Raw genomic sequence first — 13,177 nt, 5'->3', positions numbered from 1 at the left:
TGGGTGGGCCGGCGGCAAAGCGGGCAAACACAGAATGGACTGTGTCATAAAAGTGAACGATCGTTCAAAATATGTTCACCAATCTATCACCGGCATTGACTTGCAACGCCGGTGATTTCCGTTCCATCTGGGCGCTTCCATAAGGAGACGATCTTGGACCATCCGACGAGCCGCCCGAACGTCCTCCTCATCACCTGCGACCAGTGGCGCGGCGATTGCTTGTCGGCCGCCGGCCATCCGGTGGTGAAGACGCCGAATGCGGATGCGCTTGCCGCGGAAGGCGTGCTTTTCCGCCGCCACTACGGCGGCGCAGCACCCTGCTCGCCGGCCCGTGCCTGCCTCTATACCGGGCTCTATCAGATGAACAATCGCGTCTGCCGCAACGGCACGCCGCTCGACGCGCGTCATGGCAACATCGCGCTTTCGGCGCGCGCGGCGGGCTACGACCCCACTTTGTTCGGCTACACCGATGTCTCGCTCGACCCCCGGCAACTCTCGCCCGAGGATCCGCGGCTGCGCAGCTATGAAGGCGTGCTGCCGGGCTTCACCGTGCGCCAGGCGCTGCCGGAGCATCAGAAGCAGTGGCTGTCATGGCTGCGGGCGCAAGGCGTCGACACAAGCGCCGGAAGCCCCGGCATCCACCGTCCGGCCAGCGGCCAGGACCAAGGCGATGTGACCAACGCGCCGCCGGTCTATTCGAAAGACCAGACGCCGACCGCTTTCCTGGCCGGCGAATTCATTCGCTGGCTGGGCGAGCAGGAGGAGGGCGCGCCATGGTTCGCGCATATCTCCTTCATCAGCCCGCACCCGCCTTTCATCGTGCCGGAGCCCTACAACAGCATGTACGATCCGGCTGAAGGTCCCGCCTTCAAGCGCGCGGCAAGCTGGCAGGCCGAAGCTGCGAACCACTCCTATCTCGCCTACGATCTCGACCGGCAGAAGCGGACAAAATTCGTGCCCGGCAGCGAAGGCAAGGTGGCGGAGTGGAGCGAGGAGAATTTCCGCCGCATCCGCGCGATCTATTACGGCATGATCTCCGAGGTCGACGCGCAGCTCGGCCGCGTCTGGCAGGCGATCAAATCAGCGGGCGCCTGGGACGACACTGTCATCGTGCTGACCTCCGACCATGCCGAGATGATGGGCGACCATTTCATGCTCGGCAAGGGCAGCTTCTTCGACGCCAGCTATCACATTCCGCTGATCATCCGCGATCCGCGGCGCAGCGCGACAGCCGGCGTATCCGTCGATCGTTTCACCGAGGCCGTCGATATCTTCCCGACCTTGCTCGACGTGACCGGCGCCGCGCCGCAACGCCATCTCGACGGCCGCTCGCTGGTGCCCTGGCTCGACGGCAAGGGGCCGGAGACCTGGCGCGACGCCGCGCATTGGGAATTTGATTTCCGCACGGTCGCCAAAGGCGAGGCCGAACGCCATTTCGGTATCGAATCGCGCGCCTGCAACCTCGCCGTTATCCGCACGGCGGACTTCGAATATGTCCATTTCGGCGGTGGCCTGCCGCCGCTTCTGTTCGACCTGTCGAAGGATCCAGGCGAGCTTAACAATGTCGCCGAAGATCCATCCTATCTGCCGGTGCGGCTGGAGTTCGCGGAAAAGATGCTCGCCTGGCGCGCCGCGCATCTCGACCAGTCGCTGGCCTTGGCGGAACTGACAGAAGATGGAGTGGTCGGGTACGTGAGTAGGCAGTAGGCAGTAGGCAGTAGGCAGTAGGCAGTAGGCAGTAGAATATCCCTTGCCGCCCGGTGGCTTACCAACTCATTTTTCGCCTACTGCCTAATCCCTACTGCCTATTCCCTTACTTCAGCATCATCCGCTGCTGATCACGGTTGGCGGCATAGCTGCTCTTGTCGTAGGCCGTCTGCGCCTGCAGCTGTTCCTTGGTGAAGTTGGTGTAGAGGTACTTCTTGCCGTTCTTGTCGGTCATGAATTTGAGCTTGTCCATGCCGATCGCCACTTCCTTGGCGCCGATGCCGAGGAAACCGCCGACGTCGACAATGACCGCGTCGGGCTTTTGGTCCGGCGTCAGCACGACGTCGCCGATCGAACCGATCTTGGCATCGTTGGCGCCGTAGACCGTCGTGCCCTTGAGGTCGTCGACGCGCATGTTGCCCATCGGCATCTCGGTCAATGTCGATTTGTCGATGGATGCGGTCTTGGTCTGGTCGGTTGCCGCAGTGCCGCTATCGGCAGGCTTGTTCTCGGCCGTGCTCTGGGCTGGCGGTGTCGCAGGTTTATTCTCGGCCGTCGACTTGGCGGGCTCCGCCGGCTTCGCTCCCTTATCCGAGGTCGTATCCGAAGACACTACCGCGGGCGTGGTTGCGGCCGGCGCATTATTCGCGGCCGTCGTCGTCGAGCCGGGCGCCGGATCATAGGCCTTGCGGTCGAACTCGGCCTGGGCCTGCAGCTGCTCCTTGGTCGTCTCGGCCACCAGCCAGCGGTCGCCGTTCTTCTCCGCCCATTTTGCCTTGGCGAAGTCATAGGTGACATTCTTGGTGCCGATGCCGAGGAAGCCGCCGACGCCGATCACCAGCGATTCGGCCTTGCCGTCCTTGGCGAGCACGATGTCCTTCACGTCGCCGATCTTCTGGGCGTCGTCCGCGGTGCCGTTATAGACCGACTCGCCCATGATGTTGGTGGCGAGGTTGCCCTCCGCCTTCTTCACCGGCTCGGCCGGGGCGGCCGCCGGGGCCTGCGTCGTGTTGTTGGCGGGCTGCGTGGCGTCGGCCGACTGCGCCGGGGCCGGATCGTAAGGCTTGCGGTCGAAGGCCGGCAGAGCGTTCAGCTCATCCTTGGTCGATTTGGCAACCAGCCAGCGGTCGCCATTCTTCTCGGCCCATTCGAGCTTGCTGTAGTCGAAGGCGACGTCCTTCTTGCCGACCCCCAGGAATCCACCGACGCCGATAATGGCGGATTTGGCATTGCCGTTGGAATCGAAGACCACATCATCGACCTTACCAATGTTCTGGGCGTCATCACCGGTGCCGTTGTAGACGGACTCGCCGATGATGTTCGTCATCAGCGCGCCGTCCGAGCGTACGACCGGAGCCGGGTTTTCGGCTGCTGGGGACTGTGGGGACGGAGCGGGCGTCGTCTGTGCAAAAGCGCCGGTCGCAAGCAGCGTCGCGATCGCGGTCGTCGCAAAAAGGGTGCGGATCATCATAGTCTCTCCTCGTGCCTGATCTATGCATTGCGCTCCCTCGCCCAACCTCAGAACGGCGAGTCGGGAGCGGCAGTGTCGACAGGATCACAACGTTGTGACCGGGGTGTTGTTCCAAACCACAACGCGCTCACCCGGTTGCCCCTGGGGCTCCGGCGGAACTTTTGCGGCCGCACCGTCGTTTCCGCCGCGRCAGAGGTCTGCCGGCTCAGATCGACGGAGAGGTGCATGCGGTTTGCTGCGGTGCTGAACCAGGACGGCGGTACGCTCCGCACCATCGACATTGAAGCATTTTCCGAACAGTTGCGTCAGACACTCGAGGCATCGGGACATTCGGTCGAGGTCGACATCGTCGCCGGCCGCGATGTCGCCGCAGCGCTGCAAAGGGCGATCGCCAAGCGCAATATCGATGTCGTTCTTGCCGGAGGCGGCGATGGCACGATTTCCACCGCGGCGTCCCTGCTCATGAACAAGAAAAAGGCCCTGGCCATCTTGCCCGCCGGCACGATGAACCTCTTCGCGCGCGGCTTGGGCATTCCGCAGACATTGGGAGCGGCGCTGCAGGCCTTTGCCGATGGCGAGGTGATCGCCGTCGATATGGCAAGCGCCAACGGCCAGCCTTTCGTGCACCAGTTCTCGGTCGGCATGCATGCCAGGATGGTTCAGTTGCGCGAAAAAATGGATTTTGGCTCGCGTCTCGGAAAGATGCGAGCGTCCATCCGCGCCGCCTGGGAGGCGATCAAGAACCCGCCGGCGCTTAAGGTGAGCCTGAGCGTCGGCAAGGCCGAGATCGTCACCCGCACGACCGGCATTGGCATTTCCAACAACCTGTTCGGCGAAGGCCACCTGCCCTATGCCGACAATCCGGCGGGCGGCGTGCTCGGCATCTATGTCAGCGTCGCGCGCCGGCGTCATCATCTGGCGAAGCTTTTGCTGGACATGCTGCGCGGCAGATGGCGCCGGAGCGCGCATGTCGAGGTTCATCAGGCTGACAAGGCTGTGCTGAAGATCTACTCTCCGGTCAAAAAGGTTCGCGCCGTCATGGACGGCGAGTTGATCCGGTTGGCGCGCGAAACGACGATCGAAATCCACCCCGGCGCCCTGAACGTCCTCGTTCCCTCGCGCGGCATCAGCGCAAAGGCGGCGTGAACGGAAAGCGCTCTTCAGGGTTGCGAGGTCGGTTGGGCAGGAGCGGGACCCTGCTCGGTGCCGGGCGGCTGCGGTACATGCTGCGCGCCGGAATTGGGCGACTTTATCAATTCGCCGTAAATCTCGACTGCACCCCATGCAATGAACGCCAGCAAGAGGCCGGCGATGAGTATCCTCAAGGCGTGCCAGCCCCAGTGTCCCTGACGGGCTTTGTCTTCAGGAACGATCTTGGTCATGATTGGCCTCCATGTTGCGTGGTGGCGGGTGTTTCGGGCATGGCACGGTCGGGTAACGGGTCCTTTACGTGAAGGTTCCCGACCGGCTGGCATCGCTTTCGCGATCATTGGGATGGAATGAGGCCAGCGCGCGCTTCAAGCCTTGAGAGCAGGTCAGCGCTCAGCAGAATGCGTGAGGCGGACGCCAGCCTGAGAAAGTCGAACAGCCTAATGCATGTCTTCCGGCGCGCGCGGCTTGGGCTTGGCGTTCTCGCGATAGATGGCGTAGGCGACAACTGCCAGGGCGGGCGCGATGACGGCGCCCAACCCGGCCTTGCTCCTGGCAAGGGCCGGAAGCAAGGCAAGTGCCGCGGTGACGCCCAGCGCGGTCATATCGGCCTGCCGCCGCCGCGCGCGCCGCCTGCTGCGCATGCTCGTCGTCAGCTTGTGAACGACAAGGATGAGCCCGGCAATCACCAGGAACCCTATGCCGAAGCCGAGGCAGGTTGCCAGCGGTCCATAGCGCGCCGCGAGCCAGATATACGCGGCGCCGATGAGGAAGCCGACACCGCACAGGGCAAAAACGGCGGCAAGTCCGTAAAGGATTGCCGTCATCCGAGCTCTTTGCAAAGCGGCCATTGCCTCGCCCGAGGCAAGGGCCGAGATCAACGAGACAAGCGTCCCCATCTGAGACTAGCGGCGGGAAAGCAGGGCGAACAGGAAGCCGACACCCGCTGCGATCGCCAGCGACGTCATCGGCTTCTCGCGCACTTTGGCGATCAGCTGCGCTTCGATATCCTCGGCGCTGCCCCGCATGCTCTCGAAGGCAGCTTCGCCTTGCGCACGCAACTGTTCGACGCCCTCCGAGGCAGCGCGACGGGCCGCGCCATAACCGTGTTGGCCGGTCTTGGCGAGTTGCTCCGTGAGTTTCTGGATATCCGCTTTCAATTGCTCGATATCAGCCTCCAGGTCGGCGGTGGTCGCTTCGTCCGTCGCGGATTTGCCGGCTGCGGTTGCCATCTCTAACTCCTTGCGTTTGCTTGGATTTCAACGTCTGTTCTGCATCAAAGTTCCCGATTCGACGGCTCGAGCCGACCTAGATCAGCGGCCGCCGTTCCTCGCCGAGCCCCTCCCAGCGCGCAAGCTTCTTCAGTCCGTCATGGTCGATCACTTCGCAGCCGCCATCTCGCCACAGAACGAGCTTGCGGTCCATCAGCTTGCGGATCGTCTTGTTGGTGTGGACCAGAGAAAGGCCGAGCGTGTCGGCGATATGCTGTTGCGTGATCGGGATTCGCGGCGTCTTGCCATTCAGTCCGGCGCTGCGCGCCCGGCTGGCGATGAAGGCGATGAGGTAGGCCGCTCGCTCGAGCGCGGTGCGGCGGCCGATACTGAGCAGATTCTCGTCCAGCATGCGTTCCTCACGCGACGCGATCCAGGTGATGTCATAGGCAAGGCCGGGATGGTTGCGATAGAGTTCCTGCAGTTGGTCGCGCTCGAAGACGCACAGCAGCATCGGCGACAAGGCTTCGACGGAATGCTGCATCTCGCCCATCACGCTTCCCTGCAGGCCGATGAGATCGCCAGGCATGGAATAATTGAGGATCTGCCGGCGCCCGTCGGGCAAGAGCTTGTAGCGGAACGCCCAGCCCGACAGCACGGTGTAGAGATGTGCGCTGTGGCTGCCTTCGACCAGTATTGTCGCCCCTTTGTCGACGGCGAGTTCACCGCGCTTGAAAGCGCTCACGAACTCCAGCTCCTGTTTTTCGAACGCGCGAAAAACAGGCAATGGCCGCAACGGGCACTCTTCGCAAGAATATTGACGGCTCGCAGCCGGATGTGCGCTTTGGCTGGACATTTCGACCCCTCTTCGAAATCCCTGCCCCTGTGGGCGCAAGGAAACGCTTGAAACCGCCGGGGGTTCCGCGAGGCTTGGACTCCTGTCTCTTTTGGCCACGTCTTTTTTAAATGACATGGCGACGAATTCCGAGCATGAGTGCGGCCCTGCCGAGGAGACACCGATAAGTGCCAGCACTGCTTGACGGACTGCGTATCCTCGTCCTGGAAGACGAGTTCCTGATCGCGATGGACGTCGAGCAGCTTTGCCGCGACCACGGCGCCGCCGATATCACGATCGCGCGCACGCTCGGCGAGATCGACGGGCAGGCGCTGCCCGCGCGTTTCGACGTGGCGGTGGTCGACCTGATGCTCGGCGAGGTTTCGACCCTGGATTTCGCCGCCCGGCTCCGCCGCGAGGGCATACCGTTCGTATTTGCCTCCGGCTATTCGGATCCGGACGAGGTCAAGGACGCGTTCCCGGACGTCCAGCTGGTCACCAAGCCTTACTCGGGCGACGATCTGATCGAAGCCCTAGCCATGGCCTGCGGCCGGATCGCCCCGGCCTGAGGCTATCCTTGCAATCGGAATCGTAACGATGATCGGCTCAAGCCGCGTTCGAACCTGTCACCTGCGCCGAGATCGCATCGGGCCCGAACTCGTCCTCTCCGGAAATCTTGAGGATCTCCTGCAGCCTTGCGCGCGCCCGGCTGACGCGGCTCTTGATCGTTCCGACCGCGCAGCCGCATATCTCGGCGGCTTCTTCATAGGAGAAGCCTGAAGCGCCGATCAGGATGATGGCCTCGCGCTGGTCCTCGGGCAGTTGCTCGAGCGCGCCGCGGAAATCCTTGAGGTCGAGCTGGCCGTGCTGAGCCGGGTGGACGGCAAGCCTGGCCGTCATGATGCCGTCGCTGTCCTGCACCTCGCGGCCGCGCTTGCGCATCTGCGAATAGAATTCGTTGCGCAGTATAGTGAACAGCCATGCCTTCAAATTGGTGCCCGGCTGGAAACTCTCATGCTTGTCCCAGGCCTTGACCAGCGTTTCCTGGACGAGGTCGTCGGCCCGGTCGGCATTCTGCGTCAGCGACACGGCAAAAGCGCGCAGGCTCGGGATCGCACCGAGCAGCTCGGTCTTGAAGCTCTGGGATACCGCCGCCATGCCTCAGTCCTTTTTCTGGGCGGGTTCGGCCTGTTCCAGCTGGCTGAGCAGCTGAGCGAAGCGGTCCGGCACATGGTCCGAGACCAGCTCGTCATAATACTGCTTGAGCTTGCGCGCGATTTCGGAGTTCGCCCCCAGCGGGTTGCCATCCCCGTTCCGATGCCTTTTTTCGGCATCAGCCATCTGCTTTTTTGACATTTCTTTCATAGTAGCCCTAATTTCCAGCACCCGAACCGCTCTTCGACTGCAAACCACAACGCAAGCGGAATCCTCGTCTGGTCGCCCATCCCGAACCCCCGAAACGCCCGCTTTGTAATTTAGTTCCACGGCCGGCGGAACTTTTTCCGGAAGCCGGCGTTTGATTTTTCGGGGCGTGCAATCAGCGTGGCCTTCAACGTGCAACGTCATCTGAGGGAGACGTCAATAATGAGTTTGTCAGCTACCATCGCCCCGCATCTTCCGTTCCTGCGCCGCTTCTCGCGGGCGGTATCGGGATCGCAGGAGAGCGGTGACGCGCTGGTCGCCGCGATGCTGGAAGCCATCATCGCCGATACCAACATCTTCCCCGAAGCCTCGAGCGACCGCATCGCGCTCTACAAGGTTTTCGCCAGGCTGTTCACCTCCGTGGCCATCCGCGTGCCGCAGGAACAGGCTCAGACCGCCTGGGAGCAGCGGGCCGCGGCCAATCTGAATGCGCTCGCGCCCCGTCCGCGCCAGGCTTTCCTCCTGGTTGCCGTCGAAGGCTTCAGCGAGGACGAGGCGGCGGAAATCCTCGACGTCGGGGAGGAAGAGTTCTCGGAGCTGCTGGCCCAGGCAAGCAACGAGATTTCCCGCCAAGTGGCGACGGACGTGCTGATCATCGAGGACGAGCCTCTGATCGCCATGGATATCGAGGAGATGGTCGAAAGTCTCGGCCACCGCGTGGTGGGCACGGCGCGCACGCATGCCGAGGCAGTGGCCCTGTTCGGCAAGACGCGGCCGAAAATGGTCCTGGCCGACATCCAACTCGCCGACGGCAGCTCGGGCATCGAAGCCGTCAACGAAATCTTGTCCTCGACGCCGGTGCCGGTGATCTTCATCACCGCCTTTCCGGAACGCCTGCTGACCGGCGAACGCCCCGAGCCGGCATTTCTGGTCACAAAGCCCTTCAATCCCGACATGGTCAAGGCTCTGATCAGCCAGGCCCTGTTCTTCGATCGCCAGGCCAAAGCCGCCGCCTGAGCCTGCCGAAGCCAAGATATTTCAAGATATTTGGACCCTCATGCGCGGCTTTTTCGCCGCGCGTGACGCTTGCCCGTTTGCGATTTGAAAAGCCTTCGAGGGGGATCGTCTTTTTCGGCAAATGGTGGAACAAACGACACCGAGCCACGTTCTTTTCCCGACAGAAGAAGGAGACGCATCATGCTGTACTGGGCGCTCGTATTCCTCGTAGTTGCGATCATCGCCGGCGCGCTTGGGTTCGGCGGCATCGCCGGCACATCGGCGGGCATCGCGCAGATTCTGTTCTTCATCTTCCTCGCCTTCCTGGTGATTTCGCTCATCGCTGGCCTCTTCAGGAGAGCCTGACCGCAACACTGGAAGCCGCACCCCTCAAACGGTTTCCAGCCACCGCCGGACGGCGCCTCGAAAGAGCACCGTCCGGCGGACCGTTTTTGAGGGACCCTGCGGTCGCGGGGGCGGGTGGCCCGCGGAACCAGTTGCGGATTGATCCGTTCAAGGACCGAGCGCGGGAATATATTTCCAATGTCTTCCGAGGGTCCCACGAAAGACGAGAAGCAGAACGGCGAAGTGATAGCGATGCATCCCTCGGAGAGCGGGATGCAGCTGGGGCGGGCCCTGCTTCATGCCCTGCACAATGCCGGGATCTCGGTTCTCTACCAGGACCGGCAGATGAAGACGGTCTGGGCGCGCAACATGAGCGCGCCTTGGGCGTCCGAGACGGCCGACGGCAAGGATTTGCTTTCGCCGGTGCAGGCCAAGCGCATAGAAGCGGCCAAGCTGGGTGTGATCGAATCCGGCAACGCGGATCAGCTCGAGCTCAGCATTCCGGGAAGCCAGGGCGTCCGCTGGTTCCAGCTTTGGATCGATGCCGACCGCGGGGAAGCCGGCGACGTTCTTGGCGTCGTCACGACGATGGTGGAGACGACGGAGCAGAAACGCCGCGAGCAGACGCTGAAGGCATTGCTGCGCGAAGTCAGCCATCGATCGAAGAATCTCCTGGCCATCATCCAGAGCATCGCCACGCAGACCGGACGCTATACGGAGACGCTCAGCGACTTCCTGGCGCGGTTCCGCGGCCGGTTGCAATCGCTCGCTTCCTCGCAGGATCTGGTCACATCCTCCAACTGGCGAGGAGCGGCGCTGCAGGAGCTCGTATCGGGCCAGGTCGGCCGCTACAGCAGCGATCTGGCCAAAAGCCTGCGGTTCACGGGCGAAAATCCCTACCTCAATCCCAACGCGGCCCTGCATATCGGCCTGGCGATGCATGAGCTGGCCGTGAATTCCGTGAGCTATGGCGCCTTGTCCCGGCCGGACGGGCATGTCGAGGTGCGCGCCCGGCTCCATCCCGAAAACGGAACCTCGCCCAATCTTTTGCTGACCTGGACCGAAGCGATCGGCGACGCCCCGCGCAATGAGAAGCGCTTCGGCAGCGTGGCGCTGGAACGCGTCGTGCCGATGTCGCTGAATGGCTCCGCGACGCTGGAAATCGGCAAGGACCGCATGGAATACCGTCTCACCGTCCCGCACGGGAATTTCGAGACGGATTGATCATGCCGCCGATGGCGCGAGAGCAATTCCAGGAAAAGTGCGTCGCTGTTTTCCGTTCGGAATTGCGGTAAAATCGAGCCTTGCCGGCAAAGCGTCTTAACCGGCTGTTCACCATAAAGTCCGATTCTGTGTTCCCGGCCAACAATACGCCGGACACCCATCCGCGCCCCGGCGTGCGACCTGGGAGACTGACATGATGGTTGCCGACATGAACAGGCTGGAACAGGCCGCCCGCGTCTCGATGAGCGGCTTCCAGGATGCCGAGCCGCCGCCGGCGCGATCGTCGCATCTTTCGCTCCGCCTCGGCGCGATCGCGCTTCTGGCGGCTGTGGCCTTGGCCGCGGCCTGGCAATTGTTCTGACCCCGCGCGGGATCGAGACAGAACCTTGAAGCGCCGCCTGTATCCGTTCGACGCGACGCCTTGAAATCCAGGCCCGGAACTTTCGTTCGCCGAGAATCGTTGTGTGCGGCGAGAGGTTTGGAGCCATGGAACACATCGCCGCATTGCTTTTCGTCGTCGGCTGTTCGAGCACGATGACCGATTGCCGGGAACTTCAAGTGCCCGTCAGCGTCTTTGAGAGCGCTGAGGCCTGCGTCGCCGAATGGCCTTTCGCCCTCGGCGACCTGCAGGGTCAGGCCCCCCACATCATCGGCAAGTGCCTTGCCGTCGATCCGGCGCTGGAAGACGATTACGATCAGATCGTCTGGAACGTGCGGTCCGACGGCACGCTGGTCGCGTCTTTGGAGGTTTCCGGCATGCTTGTCGCGTCAAACAGCGCGCGCCCCGAAAAAGACTATCTTAAACAACAGTAAGATCGGGCAGGCAAAGCCCGTTTTTTCGTGATAAATGGCTGTTGGCACTGCCAAAAGTGAGGACAAAAGTGAGGAGCAATTCTATGCGGAAGATGATCATTGCCATGGTTGCCGTGGTCGCCGTCAGTGGCTGCACCACGACCGAGCAGGACGTCGTGGGCGGCGGCCTGATCGGCGCCGGCGTGGGCGGTCTGGTCGGCGGCGGCAAGGGTGCGCTGATCGGTGCGGCCGTCGGCGCCGGGTCGGGCCTTCTGGTTCGCAACCTGCGCAACGGCTATTGCCAGTATCGCGATCATCGCGGCCGGATCTACACGGCTCGCTGCAACTAGTTCGGTACCTGAGAGAGACCGGAGGCCGGCAGCCGGCCTCCGGTTCCCCTCGGATTAAAATGCTGATTCGCCAGCCAAGAACTTTTGAGCCGCTCACGCGGCCAGCGGGATCCTGATTTCCACCTTCAGTCCATCGTCACGATAGTCGCGCGCGATCGTGCCATGCAATTCACGCGTGACATTGACGTCTATCAGCTTGGTGCCGAAGCCGGTCTTGGCCGGCGCTTCCAGGTTCTTCTGGCCCGTTTCGCGCCAGTTCAAGAGCAGCGTCCGCTCGCGACCGCGCCCCTCAATGCTCCAGTCGACCTTGAGGGCGCCCACCGAATTGCCGGCTTCGCCATATTTCAGCGCGTTGGTGGCGAGTTCGTGGAAGGTCAGCCCGAGCGCTTGCGTCGTCGTCTCGTCGAGCAGCACCTCCGGCCCCGACAAGACCCCTTCGGGAAGATCCTTGCCGAACACCTGCCCGAGTTCGATGCGCAGCAGGTCGCCAAGATCGGCTTTCTGCCAGCGCGAGCGCGTCAGCATGTCCTGCGATGCGGCCATGGCCTGGAGGCGCGCCGAGAACGAAGCCGAAAACTCCTTGACGTCGGTGGCTTGCGAGGCCGTCTGCCGCGCGATCGCCAGCACGCGGGTGATCGAATTCTTGATGCGATGCTTCATCTCCTGCAGGATCAGGTCCTTTTCCAGCAGGCTCTTTTCGGTCGCCTCGTGCAGCGCCGATTTCGCCTCATAGGTGCGCTCCTGGTAGCGCGCCACCAGCGCGATGGCGCCGGCAAGCAAAAGGCCGAACAGCCCGAGCATCACCGGAATGGCGCGCGAGGACGGCGGTTCGAAAGCGCTTGTCGGCCTGAACAGCACGGTCCAGGGCCGGCCCGCGACGACGATATCGCGACGCGCCAGAAGCTTGGCCCCGATGCGTTCCGCCGGCGGCGCTTCCGAACGGAACAAGAGATTGCCGGCTTCGGGCTTGCCGTCATAGACCTCGACGTTGACCGGCAGCAGCGGCGAATGGCTGAGCGCGACCTGGAACAGGTCCTGCGCGCGGAAGGCCGCGTAGAGAAAACCGGCGGTGGAGGAGCGGCTTGCATTGATCACTTCGGGCGCGGTTTCGACGTTCAGCCGCACGAAAACCAAGAACCCGGTGAAGGTCTGCGCCACGCCGGCGCCCTCGCCGAGCTGGACGACGCCGCTCGCATGCTGCTGGTCGTCGGCCATCGCCTTTTCGATCGCCGCGCGCCGTACCGGCTCGGTGAACATGTCGAAGCCGATGATCGATTGGTTGGACGTATCGAGCGGCTCGAACAGCACGATCGGCGTGCGCCATTGCTCGGTCGTTGCGGGATAGATCGGGTGCGCCGACCCAAGATCGTGCAGGATATCGCGTTCGACCGCCGCCTCGTCGCCGGCCTTGGCGAGCCTCAGGAAGCCGATGCCGCGCAGCCCGGCGAAATTGTCGTCTATATCGAGCGCGGTGAAGAAGGCCTTGAATTCACCGCGCGTGATGTCGCCGTTGCGGGCATCGAACAGCGCCTGCGTCGAACGCAGCAGCGACAGATGCAGGTCGATGCGGCTCTCGATGCGGCTCAGCGCGTCGTCGGCGGTGCCCTCGAACTTGATCCGAGCCGCCTCCTGCGTCGCGAAATAGGCGAACCCCGCCATCGTCAGGCTGATCAGCGCGACGGCGATGAAGGCGACGATCGGAAAGAGCTTCTTCAAATCAAGGATGCGGCCCGTG

The 13,177-nt window shown here is 62.9% G+C and carries 17 protein-coding genes; 9 read left to right on the top strand and 8 right to left on the bottom strand.

The window, feature by feature from the left end:
- Positions 1-153 precede the first annotated feature (153 nt).
- On the top strand, positions 154-1,707 hold the full coding sequence (locus tag LCM4577_RS33555) for an alkaline phosphatase family protein (protein WP_071074893.1): 1,554 nt from the start codon (positions 154-156) through the stop codon (positions 1,705-1,707).
- Positions 1,708-1,813: 106 nt separating this feature from the next.
- Here the strand turns inward: LCM4577_RS33555 and LCM4577_RS33550 are convergent, their stop codons facing one another.
- The gene (locus tag LCM4577_RS33550; protein ID WP_071074964.1) at positions 1,814-3,175 is read right to left on the bottom strand and encodes a PRC-barrel domain-containing protein; all 1,362 of its coding nucleotides are present in this window, start codon (positions 3,173-3,175) and stop codon (positions 1,814-1,816) included.
- A gap of 228 nt (positions 3,176-3,403) precedes the next feature.
- Here LCM4577_RS33550 and LCM4577_RS33545 point away from each other — a divergent pair, with 228 nt between their 5' ends.
- A complete protein-coding gene (locus tag LCM4577_RS33545; RefSeq protein WP_041000213.1) occupies positions 3,404-4,324 on the top strand; it encodes a diacylglycerol kinase family protein in 921 nt (306 codons plus the stop codon).
- 14 nt (positions 4,325-4,338) lie between these two features.
- Here the strand turns inward: LCM4577_RS33545 and LCM4577_RS33540 are convergent, their stop codons facing one another.
- From LCM4577_RS33540 to LCM4577_RS33525, 4 genes are all read right to left on the bottom strand, one after another.
- The gene (locus tag LCM4577_RS33540; protein ID WP_040985048.1) at positions 4,339-4,560 is read right to left on the bottom strand and encodes a hypothetical protein; all 222 of its coding nucleotides are present in this window, start codon (positions 4,558-4,560) and stop codon (positions 4,339-4,341) included.
- A 207-nt stretch (positions 4,561-4,767) separates the two neighbouring features.
- Positions 4,768-5,226 carry a phage holin family protein gene (locus LCM4577_RS33535; RefSeq protein ID WP_071034403.1) on the bottom strand — a complete coding sequence of 153 codons (459 nt, stop codon included), beginning with the start codon at positions 5,224-5,226 and terminating at the stop codon, positions 4,768-4,770.
- Between the two features lie 6 nt (positions 5,227-5,232).
- Positions 5,233-5,559 carry a YqjD family protein gene (locus tag LCM4577_RS33530; RefSeq protein WP_071034401.1) on the bottom strand — a complete coding sequence of 109 codons (327 nt, stop codon included), beginning with the start codon at positions 5,557-5,559 and terminating at the stop codon, positions 5,233-5,235.
- Between the two features lie 76 nt (positions 5,560-5,635).
- The gene (locus LCM4577_RS33525; protein WP_040985052.1) at positions 5,636-6,394 is read right to left on the bottom strand and encodes a Crp/Fnr family transcriptional regulator; all 759 of its coding nucleotides are present in this window, start codon (positions 6,392-6,394) and stop codon (positions 5,636-5,638) included.
- 167 nt (positions 6,395-6,561) lie between these two features.
- Here LCM4577_RS33525 and LCM4577_RS33520 point away from each other — a divergent pair, with 167 nt between their 5' ends.
- Positions 6,562-6,942: a response regulator gene (locus tag LCM4577_RS33520; protein ID WP_040985055.1), complete on the top strand. Its 381-nt coding sequence runs from the start codon at positions 6,562-6,564 to the stop codon at positions 6,940-6,942.
- A gap of 37 nt (positions 6,943-6,979) precedes the next feature.
- Here LCM4577_RS33520 and LCM4577_RS33515 read toward each other — a convergent pair whose 3' ends face one another.
- Together LCM4577_RS33515 and LCM4577_RS33510 are read right to left on the bottom strand one after the other, a co-directional pair.
- On the bottom strand, positions 6,980-7,531 hold the full coding sequence (locus LCM4577_RS33515; RefSeq protein ID WP_040985057.1) for an RNA polymerase sigma factor: 552 nt from the start codon (positions 7,529-7,531) through the stop codon (positions 6,980-6,982).
- 3 nt (positions 7,532-7,534) lie between these two features.
- Entirely contained in the window at positions 7,535-7,738 is a 204-nt protein-coding gene (locus LCM4577_RS33510; protein WP_040985060.1) for a NepR family anti-sigma factor, read from the bottom strand.
- A gap of 219 nt (positions 7,739-7,957) precedes the next feature.
- Between LCM4577_RS33510 and LCM4577_RS33505 the strand changes: the two genes are divergently transcribed.
- The 6 genes from LCM4577_RS33505 to LCM4577_RS33480 all read left to right on the top strand — a co-directional run bounded on the left by LCM4577_RS33505 (position 7,958) and on the right by LCM4577_RS33480 (position 11,442).
- The gene (locus LCM4577_RS33505; protein ID WP_040985062.1) at positions 7,958-8,752 is read left to right on the top strand and encodes a response regulator; all 795 of its coding nucleotides are present in this window, start codon (positions 7,958-7,960) and stop codon (positions 8,750-8,752) included.
- A gap of 180 nt (positions 8,753-8,932) precedes the next feature.
- Positions 8,933-9,097: a DUF1328 domain-containing protein gene (locus LCM4577_RS33500; RefSeq protein ID WP_018429836.1), complete on the top strand. Its 165-nt coding sequence runs from the start codon at positions 8,933-8,935 to the stop codon at positions 9,095-9,097.
- 177 nt (positions 9,098-9,274) lie between these two features.
- Positions 9,275-10,300 carry a sensor histidine kinase gene (locus LCM4577_RS33495; RefSeq protein ID WP_040985065.1) on the top strand — a complete coding sequence of 342 codons (1,026 nt, stop codon included), beginning with the start codon at positions 9,275-9,277 and terminating at the stop codon, positions 10,298-10,300.
- A gap of 193 nt (positions 10,301-10,493) precedes the next feature.
- Positions 10,494-10,661, top strand: coding sequence for a hypothetical protein (locus LCM4577_RS33490; RefSeq protein WP_198540285.1), 168 nt, complete (start codon positions 10,494-10,496; stop codon positions 10,659-10,661).
- A 125-nt stretch (positions 10,662-10,786) separates the two neighbouring features.
- Positions 10,787-11,113, top strand: a complete 327-nt coding sequence (locus LCM4577_RS33485) for a hypothetical protein (RefSeq protein ID WP_071034394.1) — start codon at positions 10,787-10,789, stop codon at positions 11,111-11,113.
- 83 nt (positions 11,114-11,196) lie between these two features.
- The gene (locus LCM4577_RS33480; protein WP_027166589.1) at positions 11,197-11,442 is read left to right on the top strand and encodes a YMGG-like glycine zipper-containing protein; all 246 of its coding nucleotides are present in this window, start codon (positions 11,197-11,199) and stop codon (positions 11,440-11,442) included.
- 93 nt (positions 11,443-11,535) lie between these two features.
- On the opposite strand, the gene LCM4577_RS33475 is transcribed toward LCM4577_RS33480, so the two are convergent.
- Entirely contained in the window at positions 11,536-13,158 is a 1,623-nt protein-coding gene (locus tag LCM4577_RS33475; protein WP_071074892.1) for a CHASE domain-containing protein, read from the bottom strand.
- Positions 13,159-13,177 lie beyond the last annotated feature (19 nt).

It is taken from the genome of Mesorhizobium sp. LCM 4577, from assembly GCF_001854795.2.
Lineage (GTDB): Bacteria > Pseudomonadota > Alphaproteobacteria > Rhizobiales > Rhizobiaceae > Mesorhizobium > Mesorhizobium plurifarium.
The sequence above is the reverse complement of the archived record's forward strand: the minus strand, read 5'-3'. Positions and strand labels throughout refer to the sequence as shown.